Source organism: Azospirillum sp. INR13 (genome assembly GCF_015390205.1).
In the GTDB taxonomy this organism is placed as follows: domain Bacteria; phylum Pseudomonadota; class Alphaproteobacteria; order Azospirillales; family Azospirillaceae; genus Azospirillum.
Genome location: NZ_VUOI01000007.1, coordinates 1 through 16,185, shown reverse-complemented (window position 1 = coordinate 16,185; position 16,185 = coordinate 1). Strand labels below are relative to the sequence as shown.

Annotated in this window: 12 protein-coding genes and 2 pseudogenes; 9 read left to right on the top strand and 5 right to left on the bottom strand. The window is 67.6% G+C overall.

The window, feature by feature from the left end; all coding sequences use genetic code 11:
* Positions 1-46: 46 nt before the first annotated feature.
* The 6 genes from F1643_RS07820 to F1643_RS07795 all read left to right on the top strand — a co-directional run bounded on the left by F1643_RS07820 (position 47) and on the right by F1643_RS07795 (position 6,372).
* Positions 47-1,360, top strand: a complete 1,314-nt coding sequence (locus tag F1643_RS07820) for a glycosyltransferase family protein (RefSeq protein ID WP_194912409.1) — start codon at positions 47-49, stop codon at positions 1,358-1,360.
* Between the two features lie 50 nt (positions 1,361-1,410).
* On the top strand, positions 1,411-2,667 hold the full coding sequence (locus F1643_RS07815; RefSeq protein ID WP_370540517.1) for a glycosyltransferase family 4 protein: 1,257 nt from the start codon (positions 1,411-1,413) through the stop codon (positions 2,665-2,667).
* Positions 2,664-3,794 (top strand): glycosyltransferase family 4 protein, encoded by a 1,131-nt coding sequence (locus F1643_RS07810; RefSeq protein ID WP_370540516.1) that lies wholly within the window; start codon positions 2,664-2,666, stop codon positions 3,792-3,794. Before F1643_RS07815 ends, F1643_RS07810 begins: the two co-directional genes overlap by 4 nt.
* Complete coding sequence (locus F1643_RS07805) at positions 3,791-4,315, top strand: histidine phosphatase family protein (protein WP_206692400.1); 525 nt, start codon at positions 3,791-3,793, stop codon at positions 4,313-4,315. The genes F1643_RS07810 and F1643_RS07805 overlap by 4 nt, the downstream gene beginning before the upstream one ends.
* A gap of 153 nt (positions 4,316-4,468) precedes the next feature.
* Positions 4,469-5,605: a glycosyltransferase family protein gene (locus F1643_RS07800; protein WP_255542553.1), complete on the top strand. Its 1,137-nt coding sequence runs from the start codon at positions 4,469-4,471 to the stop codon at positions 5,603-5,605.
* Positions 5,602-6,372 carry a polysaccharide deacetylase family protein gene (locus F1643_RS07795; protein ID WP_194912408.1) on the top strand — a complete coding sequence of 257 codons (771 nt, stop codon included), beginning with the start codon at positions 5,602-5,604 and terminating at the stop codon, positions 6,370-6,372. Before F1643_RS07800 ends, F1643_RS07795 begins: the two co-directional genes overlap by 4 nt.
* A gap of 77 nt (positions 6,373-6,449) precedes the next feature.
* Here F1643_RS07795 and F1643_RS22560 read toward each other — a convergent pair whose 3' ends face one another.
* From F1643_RS22560 to F1643_RS07785, 3 genes and pseudogenes are all read right to left on the bottom strand, one after another.
* On the bottom strand, positions 6,450-7,715 hold the full coding sequence (locus F1643_RS22560; RefSeq protein WP_370540515.1) for a cellulase family glycosylhydrolase: 1,266 nt from the start codon (positions 7,713-7,715) through the stop codon (positions 6,450-6,452).
* Between the two features lie 460 nt (positions 7,716-8,175).
* Positions 8,176-8,853: pseudogene (locus F1643_RS22555) on the bottom strand (carbohydrate-binding domain-containing protein); the annotation flags it as partial.
* Positions 8,854-9,462: 609 nt separating this feature from the next.
* Positions 9,463-9,678 carry a hypothetical protein gene (locus F1643_RS07785; protein ID WP_370540514.1) on the bottom strand — a complete coding sequence of 72 codons (216 nt, stop codon included), beginning with the start codon at positions 9,676-9,678 and terminating at the stop codon, positions 9,463-9,465.
* 223 nt (positions 9,679-9,901) lie between these two features.
* Between F1643_RS07785 and F1643_RS07780 the strand changes: the two genes are divergently transcribed.
* Together F1643_RS07780 and pyk are read left to right on the top strand one after the other, a co-directional pair.
* Positions 9,902-10,477 carry a Panacea domain-containing protein gene (locus F1643_RS07780; RefSeq protein WP_194912407.1) on the top strand — a complete coding sequence of 192 codons (576 nt, stop codon included), beginning with the start codon at positions 9,902-9,904 and terminating at the stop codon, positions 10,475-10,477.
* 686 nt (positions 10,478-11,163) lie between these two features.
* Positions 11,164-12,587: pseudogene (pyk, locus tag F1643_RS07775) on the top strand (pyruvate kinase).
* Between the two features lie 243 nt (positions 12,588-12,830).
* Here pyk and F1643_RS07770 read toward each other — a convergent pair.
* Both F1643_RS07770 and F1643_RS07765 read right to left on the bottom strand, forming a co-directional pair.
* Positions 12,831-13,256: an Lrp/AsnC family transcriptional regulator gene (locus F1643_RS07770; protein WP_149222766.1), complete on the bottom strand. Its 426-nt coding sequence runs from the start codon at positions 13,254-13,256 to the stop codon at positions 12,831-12,833.
* Positions 13,257-13,466: 210 nt separating this feature from the next.
* A complete protein-coding gene (locus F1643_RS07765; RefSeq protein WP_194912406.1) occupies positions 13,467-13,952 on the bottom strand; it encodes a thioesterase family protein in 486 nt (161 codons plus the stop codon).
* 408 nt (positions 13,953-14,360) lie between these two features.
* Here F1643_RS07765 and F1643_RS07760 point away from each other — a divergent pair.
* Positions 14,361-16,185 (top strand): carbohydrate-binding domain-containing protein (locus F1643_RS07760; RefSeq protein WP_194912405.1); only part of this gene is annotated, 1,825 nt, incomplete at its 3' end.

The following is a 16,185-nucleotide window of genomic DNA, read 5'->3' as shown; positions in this document are numbered from 1 at the left end:
TACGGCTTTTCGGTTCCGACTCCTTGCTGAAGCGGAGTGTCCGAGCATGCACCAGCCCCTCGCCCCCTTTCGGTCCATCCACCCTGACCGGACACCGCCGCGCATCCTGCTGTACAGCCACGACACCTTCGGGCTGGGGCATCTGCGGCGATCGCGGACGATTGCCCAAGCCCTGGTGTCGGCCTTTCCCGACGCCTCGGCGCTGATCCTCACCGGCTCGCCGGTCGCCGGCCGCTTCGATTTCCCGGAACGGGTCGACCATGTGCGCCTGCCGGGCGTGGTGAAGCAGCCGGACGGCGGCTATACCGCCCGCAACCTGGGCCTGCCGATCGAGGAGACCACCGCCATCCGGGCGGAGATCATCCGCGCCACCGCCCGCGCCTTCCGCCCGACGCTGGCCATCGTCGACAAGGAGCCGACCGGCCTGCACGGCGAATTCCTGCCGGCGCTGGAGGAGATGCGGGCCACAGGCAACACCCGCGTGGTGCTGGGCCTGCGCGACGTGCTGGACGCGCCCGAGGCGCTGCAGCCGGAATGGGAGCGCAAGGAGGCGGTGGCCGCCGTGGAGCGCTACTACGACCAGCTCTGGGTCTACGGCCTGCCGCAGGTCTACCGCCCGCTCGACGGGCTGGATCTGCCGCCGGACGTGGCGGCGCGCGTGCGCTACACCGGCTATCTGCGGCGGGAGCCGTCGGAGGGCGGCGGCGCCGTCCAGGCTGCGGACAGCCTGATGGCGGCGCCTTACGTGCTGGTGACGCCCGGCGGCGGCGGCGACGGGGCGGCCCTGGTCGACTGGACCATCGCCGCCTATGAGAGCGATCCGGATCTCGCCCCCAACGCCCTGATCGTCTACGGCCCCTTCCTGGAGGATGCCCGCCGTCAGGAGTTCGCCGCCCGCATCCGCCGGCTGAAGGGCAGGGTGGAAACCATCAACTTCCATTCCCGGATGGAAGACCTCTATGCCGGGGCCATCGGCGTGGTGGCGATGGGCGGCTACAACACCTTCTGCGAGATCCTGTCCTTCGACAAGCCGTCGGTCCTGGCCCCGCGCACCCGTCCGCGGCTGGAACAGCGCATCCGGGCGGAGGCGGCGGAGGCGCTGGGCCTGCTGCGCATGCTGGACGCCGACCGCGACGGCGCCGACCCGCGGGCGATGGCCGACGCCATCCGCGCCCTGTCCAGCCAGCCACCGCCCTCGGCCAGCCCGCTGCCCGGCCTGCTCGGCGGGCTGGACCGCATCGTCGACCTGACGCGCGAGGTGCTGGAGGCGGACTCGGTGGTCGCCCGCGCCACCCCGGTCACCCCGATCCGCCGGGCGGCGGAACGGATGTCCCGCGCCATGGCGGGCAAGCGCGCATGACCGACGAGGGAACGGACGGCGCCACACCGTCCCGCATGACGTCGAAAGCCGTGCCGCCAAAGATTGCGCCGTTGAAGATCGCCGTGGTGGTCAAGGGCTATCCCCGCCTGTCGGAAACCTTCATCGCCCAGGAGATCCTCGCCCTGCAGGAGCGCGGCGTCGATCTGGCGATCTGGTCCCTGCGCCACCCCACCGACGGCCGCCGCCACGCCCTGCACGACCGCATCACCGCACCGGTCCATTACCTGCCGGAATATCTGCGCGACGAGCCGCGGCGGGTGCTGCGCGCGCTCGGCCGGCTGCTCGTCCGCCACCCGGCCGGGCTGGCCCGCACGGCGCTGGGCTGGCTGCGCGACCTGTGGCGCGACCGCACCGCCAACCGGGGCCGCCGCTTCGGTCAGGCGCTGGTGCTGGCGGCGGAGCTGCCGGCGGATGTTCCCTTCGTCTACGTCCATTTCCTGCACACCCCGGCTTCGGTCGGGCGCTATGCCGCGGCGATCCGCGGCATCGGCTGGGGCTTTTCCGCCCATGCCAAGGACATCTGGACCTCGCCGGAGTGGGAGAAGCGCGAGAAGCTGTCCGACGCCCGTTTCGGCGTCACCTGCACCGCGGTGGGGGCGGCGCATCTGCGCGGGCTGGCGGCGGATCCCGCGCGCATCGACCTCGTCTATCACGGGCTGGACCTCGGCCGCTTTCCCGCCCCGCCGGACCGCGCGGACGCGCTGAACCGCGACGGCTCCGCCCCTACCCTTGCGGTGGAAATTCTGTCCGTTGGCCGGCTGGTGGAGAAGAAGGGCTACGACCGGCTGCTCGACGCCCTGGCGACGCTGCCGGACGGCCTGCACTGGCGGCTGGTCCATATCGGCTCCGGCGAGCTGAAGCATGACCTGCGCGCGCAAGCCGACCGTCTGGGGCTGTCGGACCGCATCGATTGGCGCGGCGCGCAGGACCAGGCGACGGTGATCGAGGCGCTGCGCCATGCCGACCTGTTCGTGCTGACCAGCGTGGTGGCCGGTGACGGCGACCGCGACGGCCTGCCCAACGTGTTGATGGAGGCGGCGAGCCAGCGCCTCGCCATCCTGTCCACCGCCGTGTCGGCCATCCCGGAATTCATCACGGACGGCACCCACGGCCTGCTGACCGACGGCACGCCGCCCGCCATCGCCGCCGCCCTCGAACGGCTCGCCACCGACCCGGCGCTTCGCCTGCGGCTGGGCGAGGCCGCCCATGCCCGGCTGCGCGCCGAGTTCGGCATGACCGCCGGCATCGACCGCCTCGTCCGCCGGCTGGAGGAGGCAGCGGCGTGAAAGCCCAGTCCCCGCCGCGCCCATCCCTGCCGCGGATCGCCTTCCATGCCCCGCTGAAGCCGGTCGACCACCCCATCCCCTCCGGCGACCGCCAGATGGCGCGGCTGATCCTCCGCGCGCTGGAGGCGACCGGCCCGGTCGAGGTGGCGAGCAGCCTGCGCGTCTATGACGGCAGCGGCGATGCCGCGCTCCAGGCTCGTCTGACAGCCGCCGCCGGCGGCGAGCGCGAGCGCCTGCTGTCCCTCTATGCCGCAGCGCCGGAGCGGCGCCCGTCGCTGTGGCTGAGCTACCATGTCTATTACAAGGCCCCCGACCTGATCGGCCCCGCCATCGCAAGCAAGCTCGGCATCCCCTATGTGGTGGTGGAGGCGACCCGCGCCCGCAAGCGCCTGACCGGCCCGTGGTCCGCCTTCGCCGCCGCCGCCGAAGCCGCCATCGAATCGGCCGACCTCGTGCTCTGCGTCAGCGCCCGCGACCGGCAGGCGGTGGAGGCCTACGGCCGGCCCGGCCAGCGCGTGGCGATGCTGCCCCCCTTCCTCGACCTGCCGGCCTCCGTTGAACGCACCGGCCCGGACTCGCCGCCCCGCCTGCTGACCGTCGCCATGATGCGGCCGGGCGACAAGCTCGCCTCCTACCGCCTGCTGGCAGAATCCCTCGGCATCCTTGCCGACCAGCCCTGGACGCTCGACATCGTCGGCGACGGCCCGGCGGCGGCGGAGGTGTCGGCCCTGTTCGCCCCCTTCGGTCCGCGCGTGACACTCCACGGCGCCTGCGCCCCCACGGACCTCGCCGGCCGTTACCGCGCCGCCGACCTGCTGGTCTGGCCCGGCCTGAACGAGGCCTTCGGCATGGTCTATCTGGAGGCGCAGGCCCATGGGCTCCCCGTGCTCGCCGTCGACAATGCCGGCACCGGAACCGTCATCCGCGACGGCGTCGGCGGACGGCTGACCGGCCCGGCGCCGCAGGACTTCGCCGCGGTGCTGGCTGGACTGCTCGCCGACTCGTCGGCCCTGCGGTCCCTCGGCCGAACCGCCCGCGCCCATGTCGAGGCGCGTCACGGCCTGCCCGCGGCGGCGGAGCGTCTGCGCGGACTGCTGACCGGCCTGACCAAGCAGGTGCCGGCATGATCCGCCTCGCCTTCCTGCGCCACGGCGTCACCGGCTGGAACCGCGAGGGGCGCATCCAAGGCCGCACCGACATCCCGCTCGACGCGGAGGGGCGCGAGCGCCTGTCCCGCCTGACCCTGCCGGAGGACTGGCGCGACGCCACCCTGCACGCCAGCCCGCTGTCCCGCGCCGTGGAGACCGCGCGCCTGCTGGGCAACGGCCGCCCCGTCCGCACCGATGACCGACTGATCGAAATGGACTGGGGCGCCTGGGAGGGGCTGCGCGGCCTGGACCTGCGCGCCGATCCCGACAGCGGCTACCGCGACATCGAAGACTGGGGCTGGGACTTCCGCCCCCCCGGCGGCGAAAGCCCGGCCGACATCCGCGACCGCCTGACCGGCTGGCTAGACTCCCTCTCAACACGGCAAGAATCCCCTCTCCCCCCCGGGGAGAGGGTTAGGGTGAGGGGGACGCGCGGCGGCCCTCCACCGAGAATCCACGCACTGCATCCCCCCACCTCGTCGTCACCCACATCGGCGTGATGCGCGTCGCCCTGGCGCTCGCCTGGGGCTGGGACTTCCGCGGACCGCCGCCGGTGCCGGTGAAGCGCGACCGCCTCTACGCCATGACGCTCACCGATGACGGCACCCTGCGCCCGACCGGCAACCGCGAGGGGAGCGCCTGTCGTGAAGCTCATGATCGTCGTCACCCATCTGCTGGGCACCGGCCATCTCAGCCGCGCGCTCGCCCTGGCGGAGGCCTTCGCCGGCCGCGGCTGGAGCGTCGATGTGGTCAGCGGCGGGCGCCCGGCTCCCCATCTCGACACCGGCGGCGCCACCCTGCACCAACTGCCGCCGCTGGCGAGCGACGGCGCCGATTTCGCCACGCTGCTGACCGCCGACGGGCATCCCGCCGATGCCCGGACCTTCGCCGCGCGCCGCGCGATGCTGACCGGCCTGCTCGACAGCCTCCGTCCCGACGTTCTCGTGACCGAACTCTTCCCCTTCGGCCGCCGCGCGCTCGCTGCCGAGTTCGACGACCTGCTGGAGCGCGCCCGCGGGCTGCCGGCCCCGCCGCTGACCCTCGCCTCCGTCCGCGACATCCTCGCCCCACCCTCCAAACCGGCGCGCGTGGCAGAGACGGAACGCCGGCTGCTCGGCTTCTATGACGGCGTGCTGGTCCATTCCGACCCCGCCGTGGTGCCGCTGGAGGACAGCTGGCCGCTGACCCCGGCGATGCGTCCGCTGCTGCGCTACACCGGCTTCGTCGTCCCGCCGCCGGCCCTTGGCGACGGCGGCACGGACGGGCAGGGCGAGATCCTGGTCACGGCAGGCGGCGGCCCGGTCGGCCGTCCCGTCTTCGAGGCCGCCGCCCTTTGCGCCGCGTCCGCCGCCCTGCCGCAGCGCTGGCGCCTGCTGGTGGCGAAGGGCGACGCGGTGCTGGCCGACCGGCTGCGCGCGATGGCCCCGGCAGAACGCCTCGTGGTGGAGCCGGTCCGCCCCGACTTCCGCGCCCTGCTGGGCCGGGCAGCCGCCTCGGTCGGGCGCTGCGGCTACAACACCGCGCTCGACTGCCTGACGGCCGGCGTCCCCAGCGTCTTCTGCCCCTTCGAGGACGGCAAGGAGGTCGAGCAGACCATCCGCGCCGCCATCCTGGCCCGCCGCTCCGGCATCGCCATGCTGCGCGAGGCGGCGCTGACCCCCGACAGCCTCGCAGGCGCCGTGCGCTCCGTCCTGGGCGTGCGCATCCCGCCGCTCGACCCGGCATCGCTGGCCGGGGCGGCACGCAGCGTGGAGATCGTCGAGGCCATGCTGGCGGAGAAGAGATCATGACGAGCTGGACCGCCGTAAACGAAGAACTCGCCCGTTGGACGGATCTCGGCCTCCGCTGCACTTTCTGGCTGCGCGACGACGACGCGGTCGCCGCCGGCCCGCAGCTCGACCGATTGCTGAATCGCTGCACCCAGGCCGGCATCCCCCTCGGCCTTGCCGTCATCCCAGCCGACGCCGAACCGTCGCTTACCGAGGCACTAGCCGACCACGCATGCGTCACCCCGCTGGTCCATGGCTGGTCCCACACCGACCATGCCGCCCCCGGCAAGAAGAAGTGCGAGTTCGGCCCCGAACGTCCGCCCGAGCTCCGCCGGGCCGAGGCCGAACGCGGCCTGTCCGTCCTGCGCGCCCTGTTCGGGAACCGCGTTCTGCCGCTGTTCGTCCCACCCTGGAACCGCATGGCCCCCGACATGCCGGCGTGCCTGTCGGCCGCCGGCTATCGCGCCGTCTCCGCCTTCGGCCCATCCCCGGAACCCCGTGACGGCATCGCCTGGATCAACACCCACCTCGACCTGATCGACTGGCGCGGCAGCCGCTCCGCCGTGCCGCTCGACACCCTGCTCGATACGCTGTGCCGCGAACTGCGCGAACGGCGGGAGGGCCAACGCGACCCGCATGAACCCATCGGCCTGCTGACCCACCACCGGGTCCATGACGAGGCGATCTGGGCGTCGCTCGACCGCCTGCTCGACGGGCTCGCCGGCCATCCGGCGGTGGAGTGGCCGGCTGTCGGCACACTGTGCCGGTCCCGAAAACGCAAACCCTGAAAAACGCAATGGGGCCGACCCGCGCCCTTGGCGACGCGGATCGGCCCCGTGCTGCAGTGGTGCCCTCGCGGGAGAGCTTACGCCGCGAGGTCGGTGATGTAGCCCGTCGCGGCACCGATGCTGGTGTTGCCGTGGGTCAGGTTCAGAAGGAAGTTCTCCGTTCCTTCATTGCCCGAATTGTCGCCGTTGATGTGGACGGTGACGGTCTTGGTGGTCTCGCCCGGCTGGAAGGTCAGGCTGCCGCTGGCGGCGGTGTAGTCGGACCCGGCCTTGGCCGTGCCGTCCTCGGTCGAATAGTCGATGGTGGTTGCGGTGGTGACCGCGTTGGCCAGCTGCACGGTGAAGACCGCCTCGTCGCTGCCCGCCACGGTGCCCGAGCTGCCGGTGCCGGACGCCAGACCCGCCTTGATGATGTTCATCTTGTTGGCGTCGATGGTCTTGTAGTCGTCCTGCAGCAGGCCGCCCACGTCGCCCGATTCCGGCGTCCAGGCCCAGTAGGTCCAGTTCATGCCCTGCTGGCCGGCCGGCAGGTCGCTCTTGCCGTCCAGATCCCAGTCGCCGTTCATGTACTTGACGAAGGCGTTGGCCCAGGTCTGCTCGGCGGCGCTGTTCATCTGGCCGCCGAACTCGCCGATCAGCACGGGGGCGATGTTGTTCTTGTAGATGTAGCCCCACATGCTGTCGTACTGGGCCGGCAGGTTGTTGGGGAAGTTGGAGTCCTGCAGCCAGCTGAAGTTGCCGACGCTGTGGCCGTAGGCGTGCGGCGAATAGACCAGCTTGTTCGGCACGTCGAACTCGATCGGACGGTCCTTCACGCCGGCCAGCGTGCTGCTCCACTCCGTGCCTTCGACCAGCATCAGCCAGTCCTTGTTCACGGACTGGATGGCGTTGCCGATGCGCTCGGCGGCCGAGGCCCAGTCGGTGGCGGGGTTGCCGCCCCAGGTGGCGGACACGCTCGGCTCGTTGTGCAGGTCGGCGCCGACCACCGCCTCGTTGCCGGCATAGTGCTTGGCCAGCATCTTCCAGTTTTCGATGACCTTCGATTCCGGGTTCTTGTCGGTGTACCACAGCCCGTGTTCGTTGGTGCCGGCGCCGCCGTCGTTGCGGTGGTGGTCGAGGATCACCTTCATGCCGACCTTGCCGGCATAGTCGATGACCTTGTCATAGACCTCCAGCCGGGTCAGGCCCTTCAGGTCCGGGTTCTTCGAATAGTCGATGCCGTTGGTGACGGCCTCGCTGTCGAACATGTCGTCCGCCCAGGTCAGGCGGATGACGTTGAAGCCCAGGTCCTTCATGCTGTCGACGTGGCCCTGGTAGCTGTCGGCCCACAGGCCGGCGGGCACGTAGTTGTAGCCCTCGCCGCCGAACCAGTTGATGCCGGTCAGGCGGACGTTGTTGCCGGCCTTCGTCGACGATCTGGTTGCCCTTGGTGCTCAGGAAGCCGTTGATCGACCCGCTGCTCTGGCTCTGCACCATGCCCGGATCGGAGACCGTGACGTTGCCCACCTTGACCGACGGCGTGCTGCCGCTGCCGGTGGAGCCGCCGGTGGAACCGCCCTTGCCGCTGTCGGTGCCGCTGTCGGTGCCGGTGTCGGTGCCGCCGCCGTCGCTGCTGCCGGTATCGCCGCCGGCGTCGCCGGTGGAGGCGTTGAAGTGGCTGGCATCCAGCTTCGCGGTCAGCGTGGCGTTCCAATAGAGGTCGGTGGTGGCGCCGAGGTCGGCACCGTCGGCTTCACGCAGGACCGACACGGCATCGTCGGTCGCCGCAACGGCCTTGCCGTCGACGCTGACGCTGTGGACGTACAGGTTGCGGTCGGCACCGTCGACCATGGCGTCGTTGTCGTACTTCACCTCGACCGAATGGGCCGCGCCCTGGGCCAGATCGGCGGTGAACTTGAATTCCTTGGCTTCGGCGCTGTCGGCGATCCCCTTGCCGATCTCCTTGCCGTCGACCAGCACGGTGAAGTGCGCGCCCTCGCCGGCCGCGGCAGTGCCGGCGGCATTCACGGCGATGACGTTCTGCGCGGTGCCGGCGGCCGGGGCGGCCGGGGCGGTGGTCGGAGCGGCCGGGGCGGCGCTCTGACCACCGGCGTAATAGCTGGCGGGGGTGCTGAAGGTCAGCGCGCCGTCCCACCACATGGCTTCCTGGCCGGCCTGGGTCGGCGCCGGGGCGGCATCGTCATAGCGTTCGTAGATGGCGTCGGTCGGCTGCAGCGTGTGGCCGTTCACCTCGATCGACTGGACGTAGAGGTCGCGACTTGCGCCGGTCACGGTGTCGTTGTCGTAAACGACCTGGACGCTGTGCGCCGTGTTGGCCGCAAGGTCGGCAGTGAAGCTGTAGGCCTTCGACGAGGCGGTCGCCGCATTGGCCGTCCCGACCTCCTGACCATCCACCAGCAGCTTGAAATTCGGCGCGACACCGTCCGCGGACTGGCCGTAGGCGTTGACGACGATCTTGCTCGGCGTGGTGGTCGTGCTCATGACTTCAATCCTATGTCCGTTTCGTTGAAGCCATGCTGGCGTTCCAATGGTTAACGAAACCTTTCCAAATCCGGTTAAGTTTTCTCGAACCTTGTGGCAAATTTGGCTCGGCCGGTCACGGGGGCGGTCAAGGGGGATGGGCTACGTTCGGCAACTATATCCCATCATGGTCACAGGGACCGCCAGACTTCTATCAGTCCTTCCTTCAAGGACACAATATCAGCTTTGAAATGTATAATTCTGATAAGACAATCTCGAAAGACATAGATCCATCTACTAGGAAGCTCCGCGCGCTTTTGGAATTATAGTTTCACTTATCCGCCGATCGGCGACCGATCATTGTCGAAAATACTTATTCGTCCGAGCACAAGATTGGTCCTCAATCTAACGCGCTGAGGTACGGCTATGGGGGTAATCCGAAGTCGCGACCGACCTTTCGCGTACCCAAAAAGGTTAACAGTCGTGATCTGGTAAGGCGGCCCGACAGCAACGTTAATGGATTTTTTAGCAGATGATATTCCTATCATCCACAGACATGAGAGCACCCCGCACGTATGGGCGTATGGGGCGGGGCAGGGATAAGGCAGCGATGGAGTGCGGGCGCGCCGCTCAGCGCCCCCCGACCATGCCGATGAACCGGGCAAGCTCCGGCGTGGATGGCCGGTCGAACAGCTGGGACGGCGGCCCCTGTTCGATGATGCGGCCGCCATGCATGAAGACCGGCCGGTCGCAGACCTCGCGGGCGAAGCGCATCTCCTGCGTCACCAGGATCAGCGTCATGCCCTCTTCCGCCAGCCGGCGCACGACCGACAGAACCTCCTGCACCAGTCCTCTCCTTGGCGATACGTTCTAGCGCGTCGGCATCGGCCACAGTGCTCAATATAAGAAATCAACCGCAGCACCTTTCCACCATGGTGCTTCTTGCCGGCATAAAGGCCATCAGAAGTTCGTCGGTGTTCGCTGGCGACACCCACAACCGCTTTTTTCCAGGAAATTAGTATATCCATACCCAAAATTCGCCTATGATGGGCCTGATATGGAGGCGACCATGACCCACTCAGCGCTCGATAATGCCAAGCTCGACGCTCTTATTCTCTACATCGTGAATAGAGTAGAAAACCCTGCTGACTTGGGCGCCACCAAGCTCCACAAAATACTGTGGTTCTCCGACTTGGCAATATTTGCCAACTATGGCAAGTCAATAGCTGGTGAAACTTACATCAAGATGCCGCGCGGTCCTTGGGGAGAGCATGTAGAAAGCTCCATAGACCGACTAAAAGCATCTGGGATGCTTGCTGAGCGTCGTGAACCACATTACAATAGAACACAGCGTCGCTTTTTCGCAACAAAGAACGCGGATATATCGCGATTTTTGCCAGAGGAAATCAGCGTTGTTGATTCCATGATTTCTGCAATTTGCTCACATCACACAGCAACGTCTATCAGCGACTTTAGCCACTCTGACATATGGGAAATGACATTGGATAGGCAGTCAATTCCATTGGAAACGGTATTTGCAATGACAACAGCTGAGCCTGATGAAGAGGATTATGAGTGGGCCAAATCAGCGTATACACCTGACGTTGCCACCGATGTAGCGAATTTAGCGGCGCGCCTATCCTGAGGCTAATCATGACTGTCTTCGGGTTAATCGGTAAATACTGGGTGCGATCGACCACGCAGTTTGACGCGGATTGTCGATCCGCAAGCTTGATGTTTAACAAATTTCAGTTTGTTCTTGGTGGCCTTAGGCATCGAATTGCGCTTGCTCCGGAAACGGGATCAGATTCCAGACTTGGAGATGGCTCATTGATCATGAAGGTGCTCCCGGACCAACAACTTGAATCACCTGGAGTGACGATACTGTACAAGTATGACGGAGCAAACGTCTATCTGATAAGACTCCGGACAATTGGTTTCTGACAGCTTTCCACGTGCCGGCATCTGATTTAGGGATCGTTCGGGCATCAACCTCCCACGCCGTCGTTTCCCTTCTGCAAACGACTTTATCAGATCAGCGGGCTCTGGGGCCTTCTTACGCCGCCGGGAAGCGCCCCGGACGATGGAACAGCAGTCAGTCGGTGTTTCACCCCGTTCGATCTGCCGCCGCCGGCCGCCTTGCTTTCCGGCGGCAATGGCGACACCTTGGTATGGCACGCGAACGGTCGTCAGGCGCCACCAGAACGGTTGCCCACCCCGGCCGTTCCGCTGCGGACCAGTCACCCCGCCGTCCTCCCAAGGTGGCAGCCGCTTGTGCCGGCGCACCGGACGGCCCAGCCAACAGAGGACGGCCCCCGCGGCCGGAACCATATGCGCCGTCATCGCCGCGCCAAGATCGTCGCCACCGTCGGACCGGCCAGCAACTCGCCCGAGATGCTGAAGACCCTGTTCCTGGCCGGCGTCGACACCTTCCGGCTGAACTTCAGCCATGGCACCCACGACGACCATGCCAAGGTCCACCGTGCCATCCGCGAGCTGGAGGCGGAGGTCGGCCGTCCCATCGGCATCCTGCAGGACCTGCAGGGGCCGAAGATCCGCGTCGGCACCATCCGCGACGGCAAGATCGCCGTGGCCGCCGGCGAGCGGATCCGCTTCGTCTGCAGGGCAGCGACGGCGACAAGCGCTCCATCCCCCTGCCGCACCCGGAAATCTTCGCCGCCATCATGCCGGGCCACCATCTGCTGATCGACGACGGCCGCGTCCGCGTCGAGGTGGTCGAGCTGGGCGACGACTGGATCGAGGCCCGCGTCGTCGTCGGCGGCACCATCTCCAACCGCAAGGGCGTCAACCTGCCGGGCACCGTGCTCGACCTGTCGCCCCTCACATCCAAGGACCGAGCCGACCTCGCCTTCGGGCTGGAGCTGGGGGTGGACTGGGTCGCCATGTCCTTCGTCCAGAAGCCGGGTGACATCATCGAGGGCCGCGGCCTGATCGGCGACCGCGCCGGCATCATGGCGAAGATCGAGAAGCCGCAGGCGCTGGAGCGGATCGACGACATCATCCGCCTGTCCGACGCGGTGATGGTGGCGCGCGGCGACCTCGGCGTCGAAATCCCGCACGAGGACGTGCCCGGCCGGCAGAAGGAGCTGGTGCGCGCCTGCCGCCTGGCGGTGAAGCCGGTGATCGTCGCCACCCAGATGCTGGATTCCATGGTCTCCGCCCCGACCCCGACGCGGGCCGAGGCGTCGGACGTGGCGACCGCCATCTATGACGGCGCCGACGCGGTGATGCTGTCGGCCGAATCGGCGTCCGGCCAGTATCCGGTCGAAGCGGTGGCGATGATGGACCGCATCATCCGCTCCACCGAGCAGCACAAGCTCTACCACTCGCTGATCCAGGCGACCCATCCGGGCGAGGAGCACAGCCCGCCCCATGCGGTGGCCGCCGCCGCCGCCGACCTGGCCAACAGCCTGCATTCCTCGGCCATCGTCGCCTTCACCTCCAGCGGCACCACCGCGGCGCGCATCGCCCGCAAGCGGCCGGAGGTGCCGATCCTGGCGATCACCCCGGACAAGGCGGTGTCGCGCCGGCTCTGCCTGCTGTGGGGTGCCCACAGCATCCTGTCGGACGACATCCGCACCTACGAGGAGATGGTCGACCGCGCCATCGCCACCGCGCGGGCGGAGGAGTTCGCCGGCAAGACCGGCACCATGGTGGTCGTCGCCGGCATCCCCTTCGCCCAGGCCGGCACCACCAACAACCTGCGCGTCATCCAGATGGAAGCGAAGGCCTGAGGGCGGATCGCCCCCTCTTCCATTGCGTCCGGTCGGACACAATGCGGGAGAGGGGGCAGGCATCTCAGGTTCATGTAACGCACAGGCATCGAAGAGCTTCTTCAGCCGTCATTCCCGCGAAGGCGGGAATCCAGACTTGTGCCCGCCCTTGCACTGGAAACGCTGGATCCCCGCCTTCGCGGGGATGACGGTGGAAAAGTACCGTCCAGACTCTGACAGGCTCGACCGGAGCGGTGGTCCGATCTACCGCTCCATCTTCGTCGACAGCACGATCGACGACATCGTCCGCTCCACCCCCGGCAGGCGGCCGATGGTGTCGAGCGCCGCGTCCATCGCGTCATGGGTTTCGGTGCCGACGGTGGCGCACAGGTCGTACTGGCCGCTGATGCTGTGCAGCCGGATCACCTCCGGCATCTTGCGCAGGGCGTGGACGGCGCGGTCGGCCAGTTTGGCGTTCACGCTGATCATCACCAGGGCCGACACGCCGCGGCGCGGCGCCGGGTCGCCCAGCTTCACCGTATAGCCGGCGATCACCCCCTGCCGCTCCAGCCGGGCGATGCGGTCCTGCACGGTGGACCGCGACAGCCCAAGCGCCCGCCCCAGCGCCGCCGTGCTGGTGCGCGCGTTCACCGTCAACAGGTCGATCAGCCGGCGGTCGAGGTCGTCCATGGAGGTCCGTCACGGAGAATCCCCTCTCCCCCCGCTTTCGCGCAAACGAAGTTTGCGCTGTCGCGGCAGGCGGACCAAAGGTCCGCTGAGAGCGGGGAGAGGGTTAGGGTGAGGGGGGAGCACAGCAGAATTTTTCGGGAAAGGCACGCAGTGCATCCCCCTCACCCCAGCCCTCTCCCCAGGGGGGAGAGGGGGTATAGGGCCAGCCCCCTACCCCTCGCAGCCCGCCTGATAGCGTTCCATCGCGGCGCGGATGTCGTCGGGAATCGGCACCGCGGCGAAATCGTCCAGCGATGTGGTGACCAGCGTCAGGCTGCCCGACAGCCGCACCTGCCCCTCATGCTCGCCGTTGATGCGCAGCTTGACGGAGCTGCGGCCGAGCCGCTCCAACAGGACTCCCAGCGTCAGGGTGTCGCCCATGCGGCTGGGGATCACGAAATCGCATTCCGCATGCACGATCGGCAGACCCAGCCGCCGCTGCAGGATCATCGTCGCATAGTCGATGTCCAGGCCCTGGGTGAACCAGTCCTCCACCGTCCCGTTGAACATGTCGAAATAAACCGGGAAATAGACGATTCCGGCGGGATCGCAGTGGGAGAAGCGAATGGGCCGCTGCATCCGGAAACAGCCCGGCGGCAGAGGCCGGTGGCTGGGGTTCTGTTCAGGGCGGCGCGACCGCTCGCTGTACTCGTGCATCTCTCGATCAATCCTTGTTCCGCACTGGCTCCGGACATATGGGGTGGCCGGGCCGTTGCGGTAGCCGCGTCTCTTCCGGCGGCAAACAGTTGTGTCTATCCCAAACAATCCGGGAAAAGCACCTTTCGTTCAACGGCTTCCTGCAGGAATAGGGGAAAGCCGCAATATTCGCTCCGCTTGCTGTTGCGGAAATGCTGCAGTGCAATCACTACGATGCCGGGAATCCGTGCACAGTATCGCCGCCCGCAATTTGTCGCAGATTCCGCGGTTTTTAGCGCAAACATCACACAAAGATCCCCCGGGACCTCGCCATCCTCCGCGCACATCCCGGGTTCAGGCCCAAACGGACATCAGGCCCGCAAACTCCGCAAGGAGCCGTCGGGCCCATCAGGCGAGGACACCGAACCGATGGCCACATCCGCTACCAAGATCGTCGTGAACGCCCAGGGCAAGGCCGCCGCCGGCGTGAACGCCCATTTCACCCTGCTGGTCGACGGCCAGAAGGTGGGTGAGGGCACCGCCGGCACGACGGCCAAGGATTTCGTCTTCACCCCCGTGCTGACGGCCGACGCCGCGCACAAGGTGCAGATCCGCTACGACAACGACGCCGTCATCAACGGCCAGGACCGCAGCCTGACCGTCAACAGCATCAGCATCGGCGGCAAGACGATCGCCCCGACCGCCGGCATCGTCAGCTACGACAAGGGCGCGCTCGACGGCCGCGACGTCGCCGCCGGCCAGTCGAACATGTGGTGGAACGGCACGCTGGTCGTCAATGCCGACAAGAGCTATTTCCCCGTCGCCGCCGCTCCCGTGGCGGGCACCGGGGCCAAGGACACCATCGTGGTGAACGCGTCGGGCACCCCGGCGGGCGGCGTGAACGCCCATTTCAAGGTGCTGGTCGACGGCAAGCAGATCGGCGAGGGGACCGCCGGCACCACCGCGAAGAATTTCACCTTCACCACCGACGCCGCCGACCGGGTGGCGCACAAGGTGCAGATCCAGTACGACAACGACGCGGTGATCAACGGCCAGGACCGCAGCCTGAACGTCAACAGCATCTCCATCAACGGCCACAGCTACTCGCCCACCAGCAGCGCCGTCACCTATGACAAGGGCGCGCTGGACGGCAAGGACGTGATCGCCGGCCAGAAGGGGATGTGGTGGAACGGCACGCTGGTGGTGAACGCCCCGGCCTCCGACTTCCCGGCCGGCACGACCACGCCGACGCCGACGCCGACCCCCACACCGACCCCGACTCCCACCCCCACCGTGCCGGCGCCGACCGAACCCGGCTTCTACGTCGCCAGGAACGGCAACGACAGCTGGTCGGGCAAGCTGGCCGCCCCCAATGCCGCCGGCACCGACGGTCCCTTCGCCTCGCTGCAGAAGGCGCAGGCCGCGATGCGCGCCGACGCCAATATCGACACCACCTATGTGCGCGGCGGCGACTATTACCTGCAGAACGTGGTCTGGCTGGACTCCAAGGACTCCGGCGTGACCTTCTCCGGCTACGGCAACGAGAAGGCGGTGATCCACGGCAGCGCGCAGGCGTCCGTGTCCTTCGGCCTGGGCGGCGCCAAGAACGTGACCATCGAAGGCCTGACCTTCACCGATGGCGTCGCGAGCGGCCACTATGTCTACGCCGACAACGCCGCCGGCCTGACCTTCGCCAACAACACCGTGTCCGGCGGCGGCTACGGCATCACGGTGCAGAACAGCGCCAACAGCAAGGTCATCGGCAACCAGTTCGACCGCACCGGCGCCGAGGCCGTCTTCGTCAAGGCCGGCTCCAACGCCACCGTCGTCTCCGACAACCTGATCCGGAATCCGAATGCCGCCGACCGCGGCGACGCCGGGATCTGGGTCAACGGCAGCTCCGACGTCAAGATCACCCACAACCAGATCGAGGATTCGCCGGAGAAGGCCATCGCCGTCGGCTCGGTCCAGACGGACGGCAGCGACGCGACCTACCGCGCGACCATCGCCTTCAACAAGGTGATCGACGCCAACCTGGAATCGAATGACGGCGGCGGCATCTACCTGATCAACCGCCAGCAGGACCTGACCGGTCACACCGTCGTCAACAACGACGTGTCCGGCACCACGGCGACCAACCCCTCGGGTCAGGTGGCGAGCTGGGGCATCTATCTCGACGACTGGACCAGCGGCGCCACGGTGAAGGGCAACGTCGTCCACGACAACATCGGCGGCGTGTTCCTGCATGGCGGCT